General features: G+C 63.7%; 19 protein-coding genes. 12 read left to right on the forward strand and 7 right to left on the reverse strand.

Annotation, left to right across the window (positions count from 1 at the left end):
• The first annotated feature begins 202 nt into the window (after positions 1-202).
• On the forward strand, positions 203-952 hold the full coding sequence (locus tag AC5WEY_RS04895; protein WP_495644914.1) for an ABC transporter ATP-binding protein: 750 nt from the start codon (positions 203-205) through the stop codon (positions 950-952).
• Complete coding sequence (locus AC5WEY_RS04900; protein ID WP_495644915.1) at positions 949-3,345, forward strand: ABC transporter permease; 2,397 nt, start codon at positions 949-951, stop codon at positions 3,343-3,345. The genes AC5WEY_RS04895 and AC5WEY_RS04900 overlap by 4 nt, the downstream gene beginning before the upstream one ends.
• 32 nt (positions 3,346-3,377) lie before the next feature.
• Here the strand turns inward: AC5WEY_RS04900 and AC5WEY_RS04905 are convergent, their stop codons facing one another.
• Complete coding sequence (locus tag AC5WEY_RS04905) at positions 3,378-3,764, reverse strand: hypothetical protein (RefSeq protein WP_495644916.1); 387 nt, start codon at positions 3,762-3,764, stop codon at positions 3,378-3,380.
• 26 nt (positions 3,765-3,790) lie between these two features.
• Positions 3,791-4,342: a DUF3558 domain-containing protein gene (locus AC5WEY_RS04910; protein ID WP_495644917.1), complete on the reverse strand. Its 552-nt coding sequence runs from the start codon at positions 4,340-4,342 to the stop codon at positions 3,791-3,793.
• Between the two features lie 111 nt (positions 4,343-4,453).
• Between AC5WEY_RS04910 and AC5WEY_RS04915 the strand changes: the two genes are divergently transcribed.
• The 3 genes from AC5WEY_RS04915 to AC5WEY_RS04925 all read left to right on the forward strand — a co-directional run bounded on the left by AC5WEY_RS04915 (position 4,454) and on the right by AC5WEY_RS04925 (position 6,884).
• Positions 4,454-5,032 carry a hypothetical protein gene (locus tag AC5WEY_RS04915; protein ID WP_495644918.1) on the forward strand — a complete coding sequence of 193 codons (579 nt, stop codon included), beginning with the start codon at positions 4,454-4,456 and terminating at the stop codon, positions 5,030-5,032.
• Positions 5,033-5,295: 263 nt separating this feature from the next.
• Complete coding sequence (locus tag AC5WEY_RS04920) at positions 5,296-6,558, forward strand: reverse transcriptase family protein (RefSeq protein ID WP_495644919.1); 1,263 nt, start codon at positions 5,296-5,298, stop codon at positions 6,556-6,558.
• A gap of 50 nt (positions 6,559-6,608) precedes the next feature.
• Positions 6,609-6,884, forward strand: coding sequence for a YrhK family protein (locus AC5WEY_RS04925; protein ID WP_057478456.1), 276 nt, complete (start codon positions 6,609-6,611; stop codon positions 6,882-6,884).
• Between the two features lie 18 nt (positions 6,885-6,902).
• Here AC5WEY_RS04925 and AC5WEY_RS04930 read toward each other — a convergent pair whose 3' ends face one another.
• The 4 genes from AC5WEY_RS04930 to AC5WEY_RS04945 are packed head-to-tail and all read right to left on the reverse strand — an operon-like array spanning position 6,903 to position 12,213.
• Positions 6,903-9,035 carry an alpha-galactosidase gene (locus AC5WEY_RS04930; protein ID WP_495644920.1) on the reverse strand — a complete coding sequence of 711 codons (2,133 nt, stop codon included), beginning with the start codon at positions 9,033-9,035 and terminating at the stop codon, positions 6,903-6,905.
• Positions 9,032-9,961, reverse strand: coding sequence for a carbohydrate ABC transporter permease (locus AC5WEY_RS04935; protein ID WP_082521074.1), 930 nt, complete (start codon positions 9,959-9,961; stop codon positions 9,032-9,034). Before AC5WEY_RS04935 ends, AC5WEY_RS04930 begins: the two co-directional genes overlap by 4 nt.
• A complete protein-coding gene (locus AC5WEY_RS04940; protein ID WP_057478457.1) occupies positions 9,961-10,860 on the reverse strand; it encodes a carbohydrate ABC transporter permease in 900 nt (299 codons plus the stop codon). Before AC5WEY_RS04940 ends, AC5WEY_RS04935 begins: the two co-directional genes overlap by 1 nt.
• A gap of 57 nt (positions 10,861-10,917) precedes the next feature.
• Positions 10,918-12,213, reverse strand: a complete 1,296-nt coding sequence (locus tag AC5WEY_RS04945) for an ABC transporter substrate-binding protein (RefSeq protein WP_495644921.1) — start codon at positions 12,211-12,213, stop codon at positions 10,918-10,920.
• Between the two features lie 211 nt (positions 12,214-12,424).
• On the opposite strand from AC5WEY_RS04945, the gene AC5WEY_RS04950 reads away from it, so the two are divergent.
• The 5 genes from AC5WEY_RS04950 to AC5WEY_RS04970 are packed head-to-tail and all read left to right on the forward strand — an operon-like array spanning position 12,425 to position 18,681.
• Positions 12,425-14,458: a beta-galactosidase gene (locus AC5WEY_RS04950; RefSeq protein ID WP_495644922.1), complete on the forward strand. Its 2,034-nt coding sequence runs from the start codon at positions 12,425-12,427 to the stop codon at positions 14,456-14,458.
• Positions 14,458-15,273: a DeoR/GlpR family DNA-binding transcription regulator gene (locus AC5WEY_RS04955; RefSeq protein ID WP_495644923.1), complete on the forward strand. Its 816-nt coding sequence runs from the start codon at positions 14,458-14,460 to the stop codon at positions 15,271-15,273. The genes AC5WEY_RS04950 and AC5WEY_RS04955 overlap by 1 nt, the downstream gene beginning before the upstream one ends.
• Entirely contained in the window at positions 15,260-16,405 is a 1,146-nt protein-coding gene (galT, locus tag AC5WEY_RS04960; RefSeq protein ID WP_495644924.1) for a galactose-1-phosphate uridylyltransferase, read from the forward strand. Before AC5WEY_RS04955 ends, galT begins: the two co-directional genes overlap by 14 nt.
• Positions 16,402-17,568 carry a galactokinase gene (gene galK / locus AC5WEY_RS04965; protein ID WP_495644925.1) on the forward strand — a complete coding sequence of 389 codons (1,167 nt, stop codon included), beginning with the start codon at positions 16,402-16,404 and terminating at the stop codon, positions 17,566-17,568. Before galT ends, galK begins: the two co-directional genes overlap by 4 nt.
• 21 nt (positions 17,569-17,589) lie before the next feature.
• On the forward strand, positions 17,590-18,681 hold the full coding sequence (locus AC5WEY_RS04970) for an ABC transporter ATP-binding protein (RefSeq protein ID WP_495644926.1): 1,092 nt from the start codon (positions 17,590-17,592) through the stop codon (positions 18,679-18,681).
• 7 nt (positions 18,682-18,688) lie between these two features.
• Here AC5WEY_RS04970 and AC5WEY_RS04975 read toward each other — a convergent pair whose 3' ends face one another.
• Positions 18,689-19,339 (reverse strand): cutinase family protein, encoded by a 651-nt coding sequence (locus AC5WEY_RS04975; protein ID WP_495644927.1) that lies wholly within the window; start codon positions 19,337-19,339, stop codon positions 18,689-18,691.
• 255 nt (positions 19,340-19,594) lie between these two features.
• Between AC5WEY_RS04975 and AC5WEY_RS04980 the strand changes: the two genes are divergently transcribed.
• Both AC5WEY_RS04980 and AC5WEY_RS04985 read left to right on the forward strand, forming a co-directional pair.
• Positions 19,595-20,719 (forward strand): hypothetical protein, encoded by a 1,125-nt coding sequence (locus tag AC5WEY_RS04980; RefSeq protein WP_495644928.1) that lies wholly within the window; start codon positions 19,595-19,597, stop codon positions 20,717-20,719.
• Positions 20,716-21,807, forward strand: coding sequence for an SMP-30/gluconolactonase/LRE family protein (locus tag AC5WEY_RS04985; RefSeq protein WP_495644929.1), 1,092 nt, complete (start codon positions 20,716-20,718; stop codon positions 21,805-21,807). Before AC5WEY_RS04980 ends, AC5WEY_RS04985 begins: the two co-directional genes overlap by 4 nt.
• The last annotated feature ends 4 nt before the right edge of the window (positions 21,808-21,811 follow it).

The following is a 21,811-nucleotide window of genomic DNA, read 5'->3' on the forward strand; positions in this document are numbered from 1 at the left end:
CCCTTCTCGGGCCAGGTGCCAGGTATGCATCTGATGGTGGGATCTTCACCCGTCGACGAAGTGCGTTCGACCAGCCTGGGCGTAGATCGAGGGGCTGGCCATCGTAAGCCCCGCTCAGGTCGCAGTGGGTAGGGCTGACCCCCGAATATTGTGTAGTGCGTGCGGCACTGTGCTGTGTCGGCGAAAGAGATCCAATGAGTGCATGATTCGATATGAACCCGCAGTTCGGCTCGACGAGGTTCGGAAGGTCCACGGCAAGGGTGATCGCGCAGTCACCGCTCTGGGCGGGGTGTCGATGGACTTCGGGCGGGGCAGTTTTACTGCGATCATGGGTCCCTCGGGCTCGGGAAAGTCGACGCTGTTGCAGTGCGCGGCAGGTCTCGATCGTCCGACCAGCGGCACCGTCACCATTGCGGGCACCGACATTTCTCAGCTCGACGAGAAGGCGCGCACCGAATTGCGTCGCCGCCGCATAGGGTTCGTATTTCAGGCCTTCAATCTGGTGAATTCGTTGACGGCAGCGCAAAACGTAGAGCTACCAGCACGATTCGCTGGCACTCGTCTTCCGGCGGGTAATGTGACGGCGGCACTGGCAGCAGTGGGTCTCGACGATCGCGCGTCGCATCGTCCGGCCGAATTGTCGGGCGGCCAGCAGCAACGCGTTGCCCTGGCGCGGGCGCTCATCACCCGACCGGACGTTCTCTTCGCGGATGAACCGACCGGTGCCCTGGACTCTCGTTCGTCGAAAGATGTTCTGTCGCTGATCCGTAAGCTCGTCGACGATCACGAGCAGACCACGCTGATGGTCACGCACGACCCGCTTGCCGCTTCTTACGCCGACGTAGCGATCTTCCTCGAGGACGGGCTCATAGTCGACTCCTTGGAGATCGAACGCGAGCGACCGGACAATGCCGCAGTGATCGCCGCTCGGATGGCCGGACTGGACGGATGATGCTGGCAGCGGCGAACCTTCGTACTCACTGGAGAAGTTTTCTGGCCACACTGCTGGCTACGACGTTCGGGGTTGCCCTGATGAGCGCGACGCTCATCATCTACGACTCCGCACGACCGGTAGTACAGCCACGGCTGGAGAGCGCGACAGTGCTCGTCCTGCCCGCGCAGGCCCAGAACGAGTTCGGCAACGTCGCCGACTTCGTTCCGTGGAGCGCAGAGGAGGCTCATCGGATCGCCGCCGATCTCGGTGCAGTGCCCGGGGCGGAGGCCGCCGTCACAGACAGGTCGTTCTATGCCCAGCCGTTCATCGACGGTGCGCCGGTCGCAGACGAGGGAGCTCAGGACGCCGGCCACGGCTGGGCCAGTGCGCAACTGTCGCCCTCACGATTGACATCCGGTGCAGCACCGACGAACCCTGACCAGATTGTCGTCCCCGACTCATTGGGTTTCAGTGTGGGCGAGTCGGTTTCGGTCAACCTTGCGGCAGGACTCGAGATCTTCACGGTCGCAGGAACGCATGATGGACCTGGCATGTTCTTCACCGACGACCGTGCCACCCAACTCGACCCCGGAGTGCGCGCAATCGGCATCGTAGCCAGGGCCGATGCGCGGATCGACGATCTGGTGACACGGGTAGAAGAACGACTGGGTGACCGAGCTCGAGTAGCCGTCGGCAGCGATCGCGCAGCGCTGGAGCCCGAGTTCGTCTCGCATCGACGGAATCTGGGCAATCAGTTGATAGTCGCGATGGCCACCATCGGCCTGTTCACGACCGTCTTCGTCGTGGGATCGACGTTCGCTCTCTCGACATCCGAACGCCGACGAGAGATTGCGTTGCTGCGAACCATCGGTGCTGGGACGGGACATGTGCGACGCATGGTGCTCGGAGAGGCAGCGGTGATCGGAGTGGTGGGTGGCCTTGTCGGTGCGGTCGTCGGCCTGGCGGGGGCTCCTGTGCTTCGGCTGTTGCTGCTGAAACTCGACGTTCAACCGCCGGACTTCCAGCTGCGCATTTCGGCGTGGCCGCCACTGGTGTCGGTGGCCATCGGAGTTTGTGTGGCGGTGACAGGCGCGTGGGTGCCCGCTCGATCGGCTGCCACGGTGGCCCCGATCGAGGCACTTCTGAACTCAGCCGTCGAACGACGTTCCATGTCGACGTTGCGTTTGCTCACCGGGCTTGTGTCGCTCGTCGGCGGTCTGGCTGCGACGGTGTCGACAGCATCAGCGGCGACAGACAGCAGAGTCAATACTGCGGTCGCCGCGGCCATGCTGCTGATTCTGGCCGCGGCGCTACTTGCGCCGATCGTGATCGGGCCGATCGCCGGCCTCGTTACAATGCCGTTCTCACGCCAATCGCGCTCGGCCGCATCGATGTTGGTCGGAGCGGAGCTGACCACAGGCTCACGCCGCGTCGCTGCTACCGCTGCCCCGGTCATCGCTGCCGTCGGCTTCGCGGTGCTGTTGAGCGGAATGGTGCAGACGATGGCCGTGGCGTATCCGGCCGAGCAGACCGAGCAATTACGCGGACTGGCAGCCGTGACCCCTGATGAAACCGCGGGCCTGAGCGACCAGGTGGTGGCCGACACAGGTGCGGGACCGGCAGGAACCACTGCCGGATTGCCGACTCGGGTGTTCGTCACGGGATCGGGCGGCAACGTTACCGTCGTCGACGCGGTCGGAAGTCTCGATGAGCGATATGCTGCGCCGGGTCGGGCGGTCCTGGACGAGGCAACCGCAGATCTGCTCGGTAAGCGGTCCGGTGAGGAGATGGCGGTGACCTTCGCCGACGGTCGTTCCGAGACCGTAGTGGTGTCGCAGGTGCTCCCGCTCGACCCTGCTCGTGGTGCATTCGTATTGCCGCGTGCGCTGGTACGCGATCATGATCCGTCTGCGTTGACCGAGGTCGTGTTCCTTCCCGAAGACATGGCACCGACTCTCTCGACTGCGGGTGCTTCGGTCGAGGACGCGCACAGGTTCGCGCTGCAGGACTATCTGGTCGATGCGAGGCTCACCAATTGGCTTGCAGTCGTGCTGATCACGATGTCCGTCGGCTACAGCGGCCTTGCGGTGGCGAACAGCATGGCGATGACTGCATACGGGCGCCGAGACGACATCGCGATCCTGAAAGGAACTGGTGGCACCGACCGGCAACTCCTGTCCGCGGCCGTCGGTGAAACCAGCGTGGTCGTTCTGATCGGCGCTGCGCTCGGAGTGATGGTGACCGTGCCCCCACTGCTGGCGATGGCGGCCGGATTGTCGAAGGTGACCGAAACGGATGTGGGTCTCCAGCTCTCGGGGACGACGCTGCTGGGGGTGGTTGCGGGATGTTTGGCTCTCGCCACCGCCGCAACCGTTGTGGTGACCCGGCGTGGACTACGAGAACGAATCTGACAGCCGAAGGAATCGAGAAGGGTTGTGCGCCTTCAGTTGGGTGGAGCGAGTGCCGTGATGTTCGACCACGTCAGATCATCGGTAGCGGCGGTCTCGGTGAAGTAGCGGCGGAAGAGCATTCGCATGGATTCGATGACCTCGATGTGTTGCTGCAGAATGATGTCGAGAGACCGGTCGGTGCCAGTGGCGAGACGACCGAACCGGGCTTGCAGATCTTGCGCAGACTTCAAGTCGCCCCAGGATTTAACCTCGGTCAGTCCGCGAGCGTCGCGTTTCATCTGCCTGAGGTGCGAGATGTAGGTGACGCAGGCGGCGTCGCATTGTTTGGCGACGTCGGCCGGGATTGTGATGGTGCCGGCGTCAGCCTGGGCGTTGAGTCCTTGCCAGTGTGCGATGAGGCTTGGCTGGGCATCGGTCATGTTCGTGCATCCTTCGAGCAATGGTCTTAGGCGGGAAGTTCGGAATCGAGTGCTGCGACCAGCGAGTTCAATTCGGTACATGGGTCGTAGGGCGGATTCCGGTCAATTGCATCGGTGAGCAGCGTCGCTCGAATCAATTGGGGCCCCGCAGGAAAGGCGACTCCGCAATTGAGAGACGCATCGGACCCGATTTGCTGATACTGGACGGCATCGCGCGTGCCGACTCGGACGGGTTGAAGCCGGTCGAAGTAGCCGGGGTCATCGACGTAGTCGATGCTTTCGAGCCCGACGAAGATTCGCACGTAGTACTTGTTGTTCGGTGGGCGATCCTCCCAACCACAGATCTTGAATCCGTTTTGATCCCGGCCGAATATCCCCGATTCCTTCGTCTCCACGTTCAATCCCGCTCGCTCGATGGCCGCGTCGGGGATGGTGCAGGGGTCCCATGGTGTAGCCGGTGCCGCGATGGTGCTGCTGGCCGCAGGGGTCGGCGTCGCTTCCCCTTCGGTGGTGCTCGAGCAGCCAGCGAGCAGCGCAAAAGCAGATACAACGGGGATCCATCGACGTGCCCTGCGCATTGGTCTTATCCGTTCCTCGAGAACACCTACGTTCTTGGACGCACCACAGCCCGCGTCGGTTCCCGACGGTCCTCGATTCGGAAGTCGCAGACCTATGACAGGGTGACGAGCGTGGAGGATGACCGGGACAGTGTCGGAGATTCCACGACTGTGGTGGTCGAGACCGGTATCTACGGGGAACTGGATCTGATCTACCGGGACGACGAAATCTGCGGCTCGTATCGCGAAGGCCCACCGATGACCGCCACGATCGCTCGCATAGGCGCTCGCACATCGGCAACAGTCCCGATCGGCACGCGCAGGGCCGCACAGCTGAAAGCGAGCATCGACGGTTGCGAAATACTTCTCGATCCCGGCCGCGCGAGGCTCTTCAAACGGTCCTATCGCGTCGGTATCCAGTACGACGGACGTACTCTGTCGCTCCGCGCCAAAAATCTGGAAGACAGTGTGCTACTGGATGGTTCGTCGGATCGGGGCGACAACCAATTCGGGGTGTTGACTCGCGTTTTCGGTGAAGGCATCGAGGTGTTGTGGTCGCTGCCGTTCAGAATGGTGAACAAGACGATCGAACCACCGACGCCGTCCCGCGAGGATGCCCTCGTCGGCATCGTCGTGGCCGCGGCGTTCGGAACCGGCGGGCTGTCGTTGACGACCATCGTCTTGGGCGCACTCGACTCGATCCTTCCGTGACGGTCCCGTGGGCAACGCGCTGACAGATCGGCGTCGATTTGGCATGGTGGAGGGATGCAGCGGCGCGTGGGCGAGAGTTGGTCCGCGGGACCGGTCTCAGGGGTAACCCCTGGGTACATCACGAGAATCGAGCACTGCGTCCGAAGCAGCTCGGCACGCTCCGCGTGCTTGACTGCTCCGAGGACGAAGGATTTCGGTCGCCCCGTGCCGTTGCATGTCACAGCGTTACATGTCACAGCGCTGCACCCGATCGAGAGCCGCCTGTGACCGAACGCGAATTGACCCCACAGGCCGCCGCGACTTTGGCGCGGTTGGCCGCCGATGCCGAATGGACGTGGTCGGGGCTCGAGGTTGCGTTCGCACGTCTGATGCCCGAGAGGGCGTCGTGGCTCGCGGATCGAATCATCAATCTGTATCCCGATCCGCCATTCGACGAGGCATCGATTTTTGTTCTGCTACGCGACCTTCCGTTCATCTCGGAGCCCTCCGTGTCCTCGCAGCGGCCCGAGTCGAGGCCCGGCGTCAAGCCATGGCGATTCGACGTACCACGGTACGAAACGACCGGTCAGCTGGCTCGATCTCTCGACCTGACGATCTCCGAAATCGAATGGTTCGCCGACCTGCAGGGCCGGCTCCGTACTGCGCCGTTCCCGTTGCAGCACTACCGATCTGCACGACTCGACAAACGTCAGGGCATCCGACTGCTGGAGGTCCCGAAACCACGCTTGCGTGAGATTCAACGAAAGATACTGCGCCGCATACTCGATCGAATTCCTGCCCATCCAGCGGCGCATGGCTTTCGGAAGGCGCGCAGTCCGCGTACCTTCGCGATGCCGCATTCCGAGCGCGATGTGGTGGTCTCGGTGGATCTCCGACGCTTCTTTCCGTCCATCGGGTTCGATCGAGTGGTCGCGATCTTCGAGGCGGTCGGCTACCCCAAGAGGGTTGCGGCGAATCTCGCCGCGCTCTGCACAACAGTCACCCCTGCCGGCGAATTGGTCGGGGTAGACCGTCCCACTGCGGCGCGGCTTCGCGCCACCCACTTGCCGCAGGGTGCGCCCACATCACCTGCGTTGGCGAATCTGGCTGCCCGACAACTCGATATCCGAGCCGCGGGCCTGGCCAGGTCCGTCGGTGCCCGCTACAGCCGATACGCCGACGATCTGGCGTTCTCCGGTGGTGCAGACATCGACGTCGACAGACTGCTGTGGCTGATTTCCCAGATCACCCACGACGAAGGCTTCACGATTCATCCCGACAAGACCAGGGTTCGACGTGCTCATCAGCGACAACAGCTGACCGGGCTCGTCGTCAACTCATGGCCGGCAGTGCCCCGAGAGGAGTACGACAATCTCAGGGCACTGCTGCACAACTGCATCAGCACCGGACCATCTGAGCAGAACCTGCACGACCACAACGACTTTCGAGCACACGTCTACGGACGTATCGCCCGGATCGGCGAGACGAACGAGACGCGTCGCGCAAAATTACTGTCCATGGCGTCTCGGGTCCAGTGGTTCGAGTAGCTCGAATGGGGTAGGCAAACCCGAACCACTCATTCCGCCGAGGAGCCGCCATGAACGACCTGACCTTCACCATCGGCCACGAGGAACTGGTGATCCGGCAGCGATGGGAAGTCGTCAGCATCATCAACGACATCCTCGTTGCGGTCTGGTTCATCATCGGCAGCATCCTGTTCTTCCACGAGAGCACCACCGTGGCCGGCACGTGGTTGTTCCTCCTCGGAAGTATCGAACTGCTCATCCGGCCGATGATCCGCCTCGCCCGGCGCGTGCATCTCACCAGGATCGGGCGCGGCCAGTCGGCCTCGGACAGCGACGAGGACTACTGACCGCAGGCCCGATACGCCTCAGAGAGCTCGCACCCGCAGCAACACTCCGGTCTGCGGGAACAGCACCGGAAGAGCCACGCCCGCCTGCGCCAACATCGAACCCGACAGCTCGACGATTCCGCCGTCGGCGATCCATGGTGGTAGCTCGATGCCGTTGCCCAGGTCGCTGAGCTCACGCACGAACTCGACGCGATACCGCACGGCCGGATCGAGACCCGGAAGCCGGACCCGATCGGTTCGATCCTCGGGCGAGGTATCCATCCGCACTATCGAATACGCGGCCTCCGACAGATCCGCTGCCACGACACCGTGCACCCAGACGGTCGGGTCGGGATGGTCGGCGCGCACCACATCGCCGGTGTGCAACAACCCGCGCAGGTCCTTGTACAGCCCGGTCCACGACGTCAGGTACTCGTGGTCCTCCGACGAGAGCTCGGTGACATCCATCTCCAATCCGGCATGGCCGAACAGTGATGTCAAGCAACGGAACTGGAGAGTCGACCAACGGCCGGACGTATGCGCGATCTGCGGACCGACGTGCGAGCCGATCAGCTCCGGCGGCAGCAGCTGGGTGGTCCAACGCTGCAGGCGTTGACGTTCGAGCGGATCGTTGGTGTCCGACGCCCAGACGCGGTCGGTGTGTTCGAGCACCTCCAGATCGATGCGGGCACCGCCCGATGCACAGGATTCGAACTCGACCTGCGGATGCCGGGACCGCAAGGCGTCGAGCAATCGGTAGTACGCCGAGGTCTGTGCGTGCACCGCAGCGCGTGCGTCCGAATCGACGGCCAGCATCAGGTCACGGTTGTGATCCCACTTCACGTAGTCCGGCCGCTCGTTGGTCAACACCGCATCGATGGCCGAGAGGAGATAATCGAATACGTCGTCGCGGGTCAGATCCAGTACGTGCTGATGACGCCACTCCAGTGGGATGCGGCCAGGAGCGGCGAGCAGCCAATCGGGTTGTGCGCGAGCAATATCGGAGTTCAGGTTCACCATCTCGGGCTCGAACCACAGGCCGGGGCTCATGCCGAGCGCTCGGACGTGATCGAACAGGGGAGCCAGGCCGTCGGGCCAGACTCCCTCGTCCACCTGCCAGTCGCCGAGCCCTGCGCGGTCGTCACGTCGGTGGCGGAACCAACCGTCGTCGAGGACAAATCTCTCGACACCGACGCGCGCTGCGACATCCGCGATGCCGCGCAGTCGGGTGAGATCGTGGTCGAAGTAGACGCCCTCCCACACGTTGAGTACCACCGGCCGCGGCGACGAAGGATGCGCTGGACGCGAACGCATCCAGCGGTGCAGCGAACGCGCCGAACCATCCAGTCCGGCTTGGGAGTACACGAAATGCACCCACGGCGTCGAGTAGGTCTCGCCGTTCTGCAACACCACCTCACCGGGAGCGAGCAGTTCACCACCGCCCAGAACACCAGAGGCCTGACCGGCGCGTTCGGGCAGCCGCTCGGCCAGGTGCAGATGATCGCCGCTCCACGCGACGTGGGCACCCCACACCTCGCCGCTGCGAAAGCCGAAGCCCTCGCTGCCTGCGGTGAGTACCAGGGTGGCGTCGTGTCCGGTTCTTCCGCGGCGTGACGCGCGCACGGACGAGCCATGGTCGAACCGTCGACGCTGCGGGGTGCGCTCGCGGCAATGGCGGCCCGTCAGATCGAGGAGTTCGGTTGCGGTGTCCGGCAACGGCATCAGGGTCACGACGCCGTCGACGGTCAAGGGTCCGCCGTTCACGTTCCGAACACCCTGCCGAACTCGCAGTGATCCACCGACCTCCAGGGACAACTCGATCGACCACGAGATGGCCAGCTCGCTATCGGAAGCGTCCACAGTGCAACCGAATTCGGTAGCGGAGACCGTCACATCCGCCCACCGCGGGTACTGCACCGCACCGTCACGATGCATGGCCAGAGCCGGGGTGCCCTGCCAGGCGTCGTCGCCACCGGGGGCGAGGGTGAGCCACCGCGGCACGTCCACACTCGAGTGCGGAACCGCGGGTATTGCGGCCCTGCGCAGTTCGGCAAGGTCGTGATCGGTGAGCTCACCGAGATCGGCACCCCAGTGCAGCACGGCCGGAACGGCGGTGGACGACGGTCCGAGGATCACCATGACACCGGCACGGCGCAGGACGGTAAAACTCACTTGTTGGCACCCATCGTCAGTCCGGACACGAAATGGCGTTGCAGCGCAATGAATACCAAGACCGTCGGTAGGGCGACCAGTACCGAGCCCGCGGCGAGCAGGTTGGTGTCGGTGAAGAAGCTGCCCTGCAGATTCTGCAGCGCTGTCGTCACCGGAAGCTTGTCACCGCTGACCATCAGGGCCAGGGCCCAGAAGAAGTCGTTGTAGATCCACGTCACCATGAGTGTGGCGAGTGCGGCCAGCGCGGGCCGGCACAGCGGCATGACGACCTGCCAGTACTGCCGGAACAACCCGGCTCCGTCGACGGTCGCGGCCTCGAGCAGTTCGTACGGCACGGTTTTCATGTAGTTGCTGAGCACGAAGACGCAGAAGCCCGTCTGGAATGCAACGTGCACGATGATCAGTCCCCAGTAGCTGTCGTACAGCGAGCCCGAGGAACTCAACCAGTACGGAACCGGAATTGCGTTGTACAGCCGGAACAACGGTGTCAGCAGAGTCTGCTGCGGCAGCAGGTTACCTGCGATGAACACGGCCAGCATGAAGATGTTGAACTTCCAGCTGAACCGCGCCAGGATGAACGCCGCCATCGAGCCGAAGAACAGGATGAGCAGCACCGACGGAACGGTGATGATCATCGAGTTGAGGAAGTAGTGCGGAATGCCGCCGATCTGCCAGGAGTCGATGTAGTTGTCGAACGTGAAGCCGCCCACCGACAGGTACCCGTTGAGCAACACGTAGTCGTAGTCGCGGAACGAGTTGTACACCGCCCACACCAGAGGGAACAGCCAGGCCAGCGCCATGACCGTCAGCAGCACGTAGATCGCTATCTGTGCGGTGCCTGCGCGTCGACGATTGGCGACGGCCGCGCGGTTGCGGGTCAACGGATCGCGCTCGGGAGGTGCTGTGCGCGTGAGTGAAGTGGTCATCAGTCTTTGCTCCGAAGAACGATGGCGAGGTACAGGGCGATGAAGACGAGCGAGATACCGAGCATGATGGTGGCCAGTGCCGAACCGAATCCGATCCGACTCGCCTCACCGACTACGTTGGCCGTCACGAGAGCCGAGATCAGCTCGAGTCCGTTGCGGCCCTTGTTGATCACCCACACCAGGTCGAACGCGCGCAGTGCCTCGATGACGGTGATGACGATGATCAGCAGATTGGTGTTCTTCATCAGCGGGAAGATGACGCTGAAGAACGTGCGAATCGGCCCGGCACCGTCCATCACCGCAGCTTCGCGGACGGACGGGTCGATGGCCTTGAGGCCGGCCAAGTACAACAGCATGATGTAGCCGGTGTGACGCCAACCAGCCGCGACCATCACGGCCCAGATATTGATGTCCGGATCGCCGAGCCAGTCGACGTCCGTTCCCAGCAGGCTGTTGAGGACGCCGCCCTCGGTGGAGTAGATGAGCTGCCAGATGAAGCCGATCAGGGCCATCGACAGCACGACGGGGATGTAGAAGATGCTCTGGTACAGCCGAGATCCCTTGAGGTTCTTGTCCAGCAGAATCGCGAGCAGGATGCCGATGACGGTGGGGACGAGGAATAGGAAGACGAGCCACAGCACGTTGTTCTGCAGTGCTTGCTGGAACGGCGGATACGCCTGCACCGCGTCGACGTAGTTCTGAGGACCGATCCACTCGATACTCGAGGTACCGCCGATTCCGTCCCATCGTGCGAACGAGAGGATCACCGTGAACACGGTGGGAATCCAGACGAGGCCGATGACGATCATCGCGGGCACGCCGAGCATCAGTGCGATGGTCCACTTCTCGCGAACACTGCGCCGGATCTTCGGCGACTTGACCCGTTCGGGTGCGGTCATGGCATTACCTGATCTCGAAGTCGGTGAATGATGGGGGCCGAATCACACTGCGCACGATCATGTTCCGAACACCGCCGACTTCTGTCGCTCGATGCTGCGGACCAATCCGTCGACGTCGTTCGGGTTGCCGATGAACTGCTGCAGAGCCGGGATCATGACGATGGACGCGAAGTCGGGTCGCGTGTCGCGGTCGAAGAACTGCGTGATGTCGCCGGCGTTCTGCACGAGTTCCGCCGATTTGCGCACCAGTGCAGGGAATTCCGACAGGTCGGCGTCGCGGTGTGCGGGGATGGCCTGCGGATCCTGCTTCGCATAAGCGACGGCAGGTTCGGGCCCGGTGAGGAAGGTCAGCAGCTTCTCGGCAGCGGGACGGTTGCGCGGATCGGCGCGCATCATGAAACCGTCCATCGGTGCCTCGACCGCGGAACTGCCGATGGCGGAGTCGAGTTCGGGGAAAGGGAAGAAATCGAGGTCGTCGCGTTCGGCCCCGGCGGGGAAGCTCTGTGCGACGAACATGCCGGCGACCAGGGACCCGACGCTCTTGTTCAGCAACGCCGTCTGCGCATCGGCGATTTTGCGGCCCAACGGCTGCGGCTGGTGGAACGGCAGGATCTCGCGCCAGGTGTCGAAGACCGTGCGGACGCGATTGTCGGTCCAGCTGACCTCACCGGCCAACAGGGTGCGGTGGAAGTCGACGCCGTTGAGGCGCAGGTTCAGGTAGTCGAACGTCCCCATCGGTGGCCAGCCGTCGCGGGCGCCGAAGCCGATCGGGGTGATGTTGTCGGCCTGCATCTGCTTGTTCAGCGCGACCCACTGGTCGTAGGTCTTGGGTGGTTCGTATCCGCGCTCGGCCCACAGGCTCGGCCGGTAGAACACCGCCCAGGGGTAGTAGAAGAACGGGATCAGATATTGGTTGCCGTCGGATCCGGTCGAGTTCTCCTTGAAGCTGTCGCTGTATCCGCCGCCGTTGGTCGCCCACACATTCGAGATGTCCTCCACCAGACCCTTGTCTGCGAAGTACTTCATGCGGTAGCCGCCCATCCAGGTGAACACGTCGTCGGGCGTGCCTTGGAGATAGTTGTTGACGTTCTCCTGGAACGACGTCGAATCGACGGTGTTGACGCGGATGTCGCCACCGGTCTGCTGCCGATACATGGCAACGAAGTCCTCGACTCCGACCTTGGAGTTCTTGTCCGACAGCCGTGAGCCGAGCGTGACCGTGTTGGGATCGAGACTGCTCGAGCACGACGACAGCACGCCACCGGCGGTCACAGCGCCCGCGGCAACGAGCGCTGACCTGAGGAAGTCGCGCCGAGACGGCTGCCATGTACGCGGCCACTCGTGTGGGTTCATGAGAGTCCTTCGCCGGGAAATATCGATAACGATCAGAAATGAACATCTGCACGGTGCAAGCCGATGCAGTTGATGACCGTTCGGGGTGATGCAGGTTACAGAAGCACGGCCAGATGACGTCTGTCAAGCTCTCGGTAGCTCGTTTACCTGGGTAAGTATGAAAATGTTCATTCATGTTGACATCTGAAAGCTGCTGGTTCATATTGTGAGCATGGACACAGCGCGACGCAGCACCTGGCCGACCCAGGGAATTTCTTTCGGGGGCGATTACAACCCCGAGCAGTGGCCCGAGGACGTATGGCGTCGCGACGTCGAGCTGATGCACGAGGCCGGCGTCGACTTCGTCACCGTCGGAGTCTTCTCCTGGGCGCGCCTCCAGCCGACTGCCGCGACGTGGGACTTCGAATGGCTCGATCGAGTCATGGACCTGATGCACAAGGGCGAGATTCGAGTCGACCTGGCCACGGCCACCGCGTCGCCGCCGCCCTGGTTGGCCACGGCCTACCCGCAGATGCGTCCGGTCGACGAGCGCGGTTACCGGTACGCCATCGGAAGTCGTCAGACGTGGAGCCCCAGTTCCGCTGTCTACCGGGAACATTCACTCACGCTGGTCGAGAAGATGGCGCAACGCTACGGTGAGCACCCTGCACTGGCGATGTGGCATGTCTCCAACGAACTCGGCTGCCACAACGCTCTCTGCTACTCCGACGACAGTGCCCACGCGTTCCGGGAATGGCTCAGCGCCAGGTACATCGACCTCGAGACGCTCAATACCGCCTGGGGCACCGACTTCTGGAGCCAGCGGTACAGCGACTGGGACGAGATCGTTCCTCCCTCGGTGAGCACCACGTTCGGCAACCCCACCCACCAGCTCGACTGGCGACGCTTTTGTTCCGACGCACTGCTCGAGCAGTACCGCGCCGAGAAGGCCGTGCTGAACCGGATCACACCGGAAGTGCCGGTCACCACGAACTTCATGGTGGGTATGGGCCAGGGCCCCGCGCTTGCCGGCAACATGGACTACGCGTCGTGGGCCCCCGAGCAGGACATCGTCTCCACCGACCATTACCTCGTCGGACCCGAAACAGGGGACGGTGCAGCACATCACAAGCTGTCGTTCTCGGCCGATCTCACCCGCGGCGTGGCCGGCCGTCGGCCCTGGTTGTTGATGGAGCACTCCACCAGTGCCGTCAACTGGCAGCACATCAACCGCGCCAAGGTTCCCGGCGAGATGATGCGTAACTCGCTGGCGCACATGGCTCGCGGCGCAGACGGCATCGCCTACTTCCAGTTCCGCGCCTCCAAAGCAGGTGCAGAGAAGTTCCATTCGGCTCTGGTTCCGCACGCAGGTGAGGACTCCGCTCGCTGGCGCGAGGTCGTCGAGCTCGGCGCAGCTCTGCGTCGCATGGCCCCGGTGGCCGGCAGCACGGTCGATGCTCGGGTTGCCGTGCTCTTCGACTGGGCCTCGCAGTGGGCGTGCGAGCAGGAGGGCCATCCTTCGATGGCGATGCAGCCCATGGAGATTGCTCGACGCGCACATCGTGGATTCACCTCAGCAGGCGTGACCTGCGACGTCGTCCCGTCGTCGACGGACCTGAACGGTTACGACGTTATCGTCGTCCCCGCTCTCTACCTGTGCAGCGACGAGACCGCCGCGCGGATAGCCGGCGCCGCAGAAGCAGGTGCGCAGGTGCTCGTCACTGCGTTCTCGGGAATCGCCGACGAGGACGATCACGTACGACTCGGCGGCTACCCGGGTGCTTTCCGCGAGCTGCTCGGCGTCCGAGTCGAGGAGTTCTTTCCGCTCGCGGACAACGAGACCCTGACTCTCGACGACGAAACCCTCGGCGAGATCTGGAGCGAATACCTCACCGCGTCCGAGGACGTCGATGTACTGGCACGGCACACGCAGGGTCATCTGCGTGGAGTCCCGGCGCTGACCAGGCGCACCGTCGGCCACGGTGCCGCCTGGTACGCGGCCACCGTTCCCGATGCGGCGGGCTGGGACGCGCTGGCCGACCAGCTCTGCGCTGCAGCAGGTATCGACCTCCGGCGCGACCTCGGATCCGATGTGGAGATCGTACGACGATCGTCAGGGGAGCAGTCCTGGCTCTTCGTACTCAACCACGGAACCGACAAGGTCAGCGTGCCGGCCACAGGTATGGACCTGGTCAGCGGAGCGCACGTCGACGGTGAGCTGATCGTGGCTGCAGGCGGTAGTGCAGTGATCGCCGAGACCCGCTGATGCTCGCCCATCAGCGTCAGCAGAAGATCCTCGACCAGGTGACGGCCTCGGGCGCAGTCAAGGTCGCCGATCTGGGTGCTGCGCTGTCGGTGTCGGACATGACCATTCGACGCGACATCAACGAACTCGTCGCCCGCGGTCTGGTCGAGCGAGTGCACGGCGGCGTCACGCTGCCGCGATCGGCGAGTGTGTTCGAGCCGGGGTTCTCCGCCAAGTCCGAACTCGATCGTGACGCCAAGGCCGCTATTGCGAAAGCAGCTGCACGTTTCGTGCGGCCGGGGACATCCATCGGAATCTCCGGCGGCACTACGACGCACGCGCTGGCCGAGGAACTGCTCGACGTCCCGGACATCACCGTCGTGACCAATTCTCTTCCTGTTGCCGAGGTCTTCCACACCGGTGGTCGGACGGATCAGAACGTATTGCTCACCGGTGGGCAACGCACACCGTCCTATGCGCTGGTCGGGCCGCTCACGGTCAGCGCATTGCAGAGCATCCACCTGGACATGCTGTTCCTCGGAACGCATGGGGTGGATATCGAATCGGGGCTCACCTGCCCCAATCTCATGGAGGCGCAGACCAATCAGGCACTGGTGGCGTCGTCCCGACGCGTCATCGTGCTGGCCGACCACACCAAGTGGGGTGTGCGTGCGCTTGCCAACACCATCCCGCTCTCTCGGGTCGACGTGTTCGTCACCGATGCCGGACTCGATCCCGGTGTCCAGGACGCGTTGGCCGAGGTGGTCGACGACGTGGTGATCGCCGGAGAACCTGTCGACACGAACGAGGAACGAGTACTCGATGACCGCGCATGACGCCACGACGCACGCATTGCGCAAGACGTCGACGACTCTGGCCGACGGCCGAGAACTGATCTACTACGACGACACCGAGCCGTACGTCTCCGGTGGTGCCACCCGCGACCTGGTCGATACGCGGGCTCTCTCGCCGTCGATGTCGCAGTCGCAGATGCGATTCGACGTTCTCACCGGCGAATGGATCGTCATCGCCGCCCAACGGATGGACCGGACGTTTCTGCCGCCGGCCGACGCATCGCCGTTGGCACCGAGCCGACCGGACCGGCCGGCGACGGAGATTCCGGCGGCAGATTACGACGTGGTGGTGTTCGAGAACCGGTTCCCGTCACTGTCCGAAACTGCTGCACAACAAACACTTCCGACCGAGGTGGATGGTGAGGCGCTGTGGCAACTCGCGCCCGGGACGGGCCGCTGCGAGGTGATCTGCTTCGCCAGTGATCCCGACGCTTCTTTCGTGTCTTTGGAGCTCTCTCGGGTCCGCACCATCATCGACGTCTGGGCCGATCGCACCGCCGCGCTCTCGGCGATACCTGGAGTGCAGCAGGTCTTCTGCTTCGAGAACCGCGGCAAGGAAATCGGCGTCACGCTGACGCATCCGCACGGTCAGATTTACGCCTACCCCTACCTCCCGCCCCGGACCGACGCACTGATGCGGCAGTCTCGCACACACTTCGAGAGCACCGGACGAGTACTGCTGGCCGATGTCCTTGCGGCCGAGCTGCGTTCGGGTCGTCGCATCGTCGTCGACGCCGAACACTGGGTTGCCTACGTCCCGGCGGCGTCACGGTGGCCGGTCGAGGTCCATCTGGCCCCCCGCCGCGATGTGGCGGACCTCGCCGAGTTGAACGACGCAGAGCGTGACGAACTTGCCGGGGTGTACCGAAATCTGCTGCGCGGAGTCGATGCATTCTTCGAGGGCGTCGACGAGGTGCCGTACATCTCGGCGTGGCACCAGGCACCCGTGGGAGCCGACCGCGAACTGGGTCGGCTTCACCTGCAACTGTTTTCGATGATGCGCTCACCGGGGCGGATGAAGTTCTTGGCCGGATCCGAATCGGCGATGGGTGCGTGGGTCAACGACACCACGCCGGAACGGATCGCCGATCGACTTCGCGATGTACTCGAATGAAGTGGCTCGATGTCGTCGCCCAGGAAGACCTCGCCGACGGCGCCGCAGCGCTGTTTCGCAGCGCGTTCGGCGGTGAACCCGAGGGCGTCTGGATCGCACCGGGCCGCGTCAACCTGATCGGGGAGCACATCGATTACGCAGGCGGACTGGTGTTGCCGTTCGCGTTGCCGTACGCCACGGCGGTCGCGGTACGTCGCCGCGAGGACACGGTCATGCGCGCCGTATCGACACACACAGACGAGTCGTGGACGGGTGAGCTTGCGGAGATCGGTCCGGGTGCACCCGCAGGCTGGTCGGCGTACGTGGCCGGCGTGGCCTGGGCACTTCGGGAGCATGGAGTCGGCGGAGTCGACGTGGCTGTTCATTCCTCGGTACCGGTGGGTTCGGGCCTGTCGAGTTCCGCAGCCCTCGAGTGCTCGTTCGCCCTGGCGCTCAGCGAGCTGTTCGATCTGCAGGTCGATCGAAACGTACTGATCGAGGCCAGCATTCGAGCAGAGAACGAGATTGCCGGTGCGTCGACGGGCGGCATGGATCAGAACATTGCGATGTCGGCTGAGCCCGGACACGCGCTGTTGCTCGATTGCCTCGACGGGTCGACGCGTCAGATCCCCCTCGATCTCGATGCGTCGGGAACCAGTCTGCTGGTGATCGACACCAACGCCCCGCATCGGTTGGTCGACGGTCAGTACGGAGCGCGTCGGAAGGCGCTCGATACCGCGTACGCCGAATTGGGCGTCACAACGCTGCGCGGCCTCGATCTCGAACAGACCGTCTCGCGCCTCGTCGACGACACTCTGGTGTCCCGAGTTCGCCACGTCATCAGCGAGATCGATCGAGTGGAGCAGGCGGCCGAGTTACTCGACCGCGGTGCAGCAGGCCCCGAACTCGGTGAGTTGATGACGGCCTCGCACGTGTCGTTGCGAGACGATTACGAGGTCAGCTCTCCGGAACTGGACAGTGTTGTGGACGCAGCGCTTCGCGCAGGTGCGCACGGGGCTCGCATGACCGGCGGAGGCTTCGGAGGATCGGCCATTGCCTTGGTGCCGTCGGACATCGTCGACGCCGTGGTGGTCGAGATCGATTCCAGCGCAGCACGAGCCGGATTGCCACAACCCCTATTTCTCCGCGCCGAGCCCGCCGGCTCCGCACATCGATTCTTCTAACCTCTACAAAGGAGCACTCCCATGGCACAGGTCACGTACGAAGGAGCCACCAAGCTCTACCCGGGATCGGACGTCGCAGCGGTCGAGTCGTTGGACCTCGCCATCGAGGACGGCGAGTTCCTGGTGCTCGTCGGCCCGTCCGGCTGCGGAAAGTCCACCTCGCTGCGGATGCTCGCCGGTCTCGAGGACGTCGACTACGGCGCCATCAAGATCGGCGACCGCGACGTCACCTCCCTGGCGCCCAAGGAACGCGACATCGCGATGGTGTTCCAGAACTATGCGCTGTACCCGCACATGACCGTCGCGAAGAACATGGGCTTCGCGTTGCAGATCGCCGGTATGGACAAGGCAGAGGTGGGCCGACGCGTCGAGGAGGCGGCGAAGATTCTGGACCTGACCAATTACCTCAACCGTAAACCCAAGGCGCTCTCCGGTGGTCAGCGGCAGCGCGTTGCGATGGGCCGTGCGATCGTGCGGAATCCGCAGGTGTTCCTCATGGACGAGCCGCTGTCCAACCTCGACGCCAAGCTTCGTGTCCAGACCCGTACGCAGATCTCCTTGCTGCAGCGCAGGCTCGGCACCACCACGGTGTACGTCACCCACGATCAGGTCGAGGCGATGACCATGGGCGATCGCGTTGCGATCATGAAAGCCGGTGTGCTGCAACAGTGCGCCAGCCCCAAGGAGCTGTACGAGCGACCGGTCAATGCCTTCGTTGCAGGCTTCATCGGCTCGCCTGCAATGAACCTGTTCGAGGTGGACGTAGTCGCCGGCGCGGCGAAACTAGGATCGCTCGAGGTGCCGATCGAGCGCGCGATTGCCGACCGCATCGACGGCAGCCGCGTGACGATGGGCGTGCGCCCCGAAGCGTGGACGCTGTCCGATTCCGGTACCGACATCGTTGTCGACGTCGTCGAGGAGCTCGGTGCAGATGCCTACATCTACGGCCGCACCGTCGAGGATGCGTCGAATCTCGGCACTGTCGGGGCGCAGATCATCGCGCGCATCCCCGATATCGCGACCCCGTCGCAGGGCGATGTCATTCGTATCGCCCCGCGCGCCGAGACGGTGCACTACTTCTCGACGAAGACGGGATTGAATCTGCGCCCCTGAGCAGAAATCAGGAACGAACCAGAGTGGCGGCGAACTGTGCGCCTCGCGTGGTGGACCCGTTCGTACCGTACTGAAGGTGCGCGAAGGCGTTGAACCCGCCGATCTGACATACCGGATCGCCGAAATTGCAGAAGCTCGTCGCACGTGAACCGTATGTGCTGCTGGATGTTTCGATCTTCTGTCCGAAGAGGCCGAACGGGTTGCCGAACACCACGACTGCCTCGACCCGGGACGCTATGGCGGCGGGGATGACGGCACCGGTGACGCTGCTGGGGGTGCGGAGTCCGAGAGCATTGGTCACGACGGTTGCTCCCTGCGAGTATCCGCCGATCACGAATGTCGTCGAAGGGCACGATGCCGCGACGGAATTCAGGTGTGCGACGAGGTCGCGGGATCCGGGTCCTGCACTCGCCTGGGTGAAGTCCGCGGCGTAGTTGACGGCGTACGTGCTCACCGAGCGATCCGACAGCTGAGATTTCAGGCCGTCGACGAAGGGTGTGCCGGTGATGCCGAGTCCAGGGAGCTCGCCGGTTCCGCGGGCGAAGGAGACATCGACGTCCGAACATGGTGCAGCGGAGGCCGCACCCGCCGGAAGTATTGCCACTGATGCGGACATCGCCAGTGCTGCAGTGGAATACGCGAGCCAACGTCTCATCATGTCGTGCCCTTCTGGGGTCGAGGGAGGCCTACAGGCACGAACGATAGCTGCTGAAACATTCTTTTCCCAGGGTCGTCAAAGTTTCGATTACCAGCATCTGGTCGGTCGGTTCGGCAGTTCTGGGGGAGTGCCCCGCGATCATGTCGGTTGGGCATCACTGGGCTGGTTTCTCAACGTCTGTTGCGCTACCGTCTCCGCTGGGGTCGACGTAGACCGGGCACAAAGCCGGGTCCGAATTTGTCCGGGGGATATGACGTGAAGAGTCGTGGAGTACAGGTTGCGGTAGTGACGGCGGCAATCGTGGCCCTGTGTCCGACGATGTCGGCGAACGCTGCGCCCGGCCCGGCTCCGGCCCCCGCCACGATCCTCGGCTCGATCGAGAACGGACCCGGCAGCTTCAGTGTCTATCGCACTGTCGACAGTGGGCAGCGCCCTGCCGAAGCAGACAATGCCGCGTGCAACGACTACTTCGGATCCCCGCGCTCGCTGACCGTGGTCGAGCGGCTCGACGCGCGGATGTACACCTTCACCAACGATCCGTCGACGGGTTTCCTGCTCGACCCCACCGCCCAGAACGTCGGACCGATCTACGTGTGCGACGGCCCGACCGTTGACGGCCAGGCATTTCTGGACCAGTGGGGGGTGCTGACCGCTCCGGGCCTGGGCAGATTGACGATGAACGGTCCCTGCGGGCTCGAGTTCATGATTGGATCGCCAGGGCGCGCTGCCGTCGATTGTGTTCTGCGAGTGCAGCCCAACGAGTCCGGGGTCACCGACGGGGTCGCGACCAGCAACTCGGTCGCCAATCCGCTTCGCCTGCCGGACGGTCGAACCGGGTCGCTGTGGACTCTGTACACCCTGGGCGAGGGTACGGCCCCAGTGGCAGAGCCCGTTCCAGGTATTCCGCAGCCGACGGGTTCGGTGAAGTACAGCGTCGGCCGCGAGGTGAACTCGGTCTCGACCGGTTCTACCCCTGCGTGCCCGGGTGGAGTGCGCACTACGGAGATCCACTCCGTCTCGGTCGATCCGGCCACCGGTGCTGCGTCGACCGAGCCCTCCACGGACGTCGCCGCTACCGCGTCGATCTGCTACCAGAATCCGTCGTCTCCGGACTTCGGCGCGTTGCTCAGTATCACGAGCTTCGGCGTCACACCCGCACTCACGGCAACATCGACCGGGCAGTGCCGTCGGACCGATCTGGCTGTCGGAGCGGATACCGTGCACCAGTCCTGTGGCTTCACTCTGCCACCGCAGTTCGGCCGCGGCCTGACCGGCGGACAGGTGACGCTGAACGGCCTGGTTCCTTCGAACGACGCAGCGGGATCAGCCAATTCGGCAATCTGGACCACGTCCTTCCTCGGTGCCATCGCGCCCCGATGAATCTGCGCCGAACCTGGACGGTCGTGCTTTCGGCGCTTGCGATCTGCATCGTCGGCGTGCCCGAGGCAGTGACCGAACCGGTCCGTACGCCCGAGCCCCTCGGATACGGGCAGACCAGAGACATCGCTGTGGTTCCGCTGCCGGGGCAGCCCGAGGGAATGGCAGTCGACCCCGTGGACGGCAGCCTGTGGTCGGGTTCGAATCGACCGAATTCGTCTGCTGACGTGTGGCATTGGGATTCGGACGGCCGACTGCTCGCTACCTACACCCTGATGGATCACGAACCTGCCGAGCACGGCGTCAACGGGATCACTCTCGACGGGGACGGCCGGGTGTACGCCCTCGACTACTCGGGTGCCCGGGCAGTGCGGATCGATCCCGCGACCGGAACGCAATCGGTTTACGCGACATTCGCGAATCTGCCGTCATGCACTGGGGCCGCAGGTGTGCCCTGCGAACCGTCGCCCATCGACCGGCCCGCCTGGCCCAACTGGGCCACCTTCGCCCCCGACGGAACCATGTACGTCAGCGACCTGAACCAGGCCACTATCTGGAAGGTGCCTGCGGGTGGTGGGGCAGCCGAGATCTGGTATCAGAATGCCGATTTCGCATCGATCTACAGTGTCAACGGTATGCAGTTCGACGCATCGGGACGACTGAATTTCGTGGTGACGACGTCCCTGATCCCGCGAGTCGAATCGTTCGGTCGCGGTGTTGTCCATCGACTTCCCGTGATGGCCGACGGTAGGCCGGGTGTGTTGGAGACGGTGGCGGTCGTCGCGCAGGGTGACGGTCTGGCCATCGGAACGAGCGGTCGAATCTATCTGCCGATCTCGAACCCGTTCATCAATTCGATCCAGGTGGTCGACCCGAACAACGGGGTGATGGTGGCCGAGCTACCGACCCTGGTGGATCGCGTGACCCGCTCGATTCCCTACTCGACTCCGGCGTCGGTTGCGTTCCGAGGAACCTCGTTGATCGTGTCCAACCATGGCCTTCTGGCGCTCGACCCACGTCAATGGGCGATCCTCGAACTCGGGGTCGGAGAGACGGGATTGGCGCTGCACTATCCGACGGGGATTTCCTGAAACC

The sequence above is a fragment of the Rhodococcoides sp. S146-33 genome, assembly GCF_059489205.1.

Coding starts and splice junctions, on each gene's coding strand:
- AC5WEY_RS04895 (WP_495644914.1), top strand. CDS start 203: ATGATTCGATATGAACCCGCAGTTCGGCTCGACGAGGTTCGGAAGGTC.
- AC5WEY_RS04900 (WP_495644915.1), top strand. CDS start 949: ATGATGCTGGCAGCGGCGAACCTTCGTACTCACTGGAGAAGTTTTCTG.
- AC5WEY_RS04905 (WP_495644916.1), bottom strand. CDS start 3,764: ATGACCGATGCCCAGCCAAGCCTCATCGCACACTGGCAAGGACTCAAC.
- AC5WEY_RS04910 (WP_495644917.1), bottom strand. CDS start 4,342: ATGCGCAGGGCACGTCGATGGATCCCCGTTGTATCTGCTTTTGCGCTG.
- AC5WEY_RS04925 (WP_057478456.1), top strand. CDS start 6,609: ATGAACGACCTGACCTTCACCATCGGCCACGAGGAACTGGTGATCCGG.
- AC5WEY_RS04935 (WP_082521074.1), bottom strand. CDS start 9,961: ATGACCACTTCACTCACGCGCACAGCACCTCCCGAGCGCGATCCGTTG.
- AC5WEY_RS04940 (WP_057478457.1), bottom strand. CDS start 10,860: ATGACCGCACCCGAACGGGTCAAGTCGCCGAAGATCCGGCGCAGTGTT.
- AC5WEY_RS04945 (WP_495644921.1), bottom strand. CDS start 12,213: ATGAACCCACACGAGTGGCCGCGTACATGGCAGCCGTCTCGGCGCGAC.
- AC5WEY_RS04950 (WP_495644922.1), top strand. CDS start 12,425: ATGGACACAGCGCGACGCAGCACCTGGCCGACCCAGGGAATTTCTTTC.
- AC5WEY_RS04955 (WP_495644923.1), top strand. CDS start 14,458: ATGCTCGCCCATCAGCGTCAGCAGAAGATCCTCGACCAGGTGACGGCC.
- galT (WP_495644924.1), top strand. CDS start 15,260: ATGACCGCGCATGACGCCACGACGCACGCATTGCGCAAGACGTCGACG.
- galK (WP_495644925.1), top strand. CDS start 16,402: ATGAAGTGGCTCGATGTCGTCGCCCAGGAAGACCTCGCCGACGGCGCC.
- AC5WEY_RS04970 (WP_495644926.1), top strand. CDS start 17,590: ATGGCACAGGTCACGTACGAAGGAGCCACCAAGCTCTACCCGGGATCG.
- AC5WEY_RS04975 (WP_495644927.1), bottom strand. CDS start 19,339: ATGATGAGACGTTGGCTCGCGTATTCCACTGCAGCACTGGCGATGTCC.
- AC5WEY_RS04985 (WP_495644929.1), top strand. CDS start 20,716: ATGAATCTGCGCCGAACCTGGACGGTCGTGCTTTCGGCGCTTGCGATC.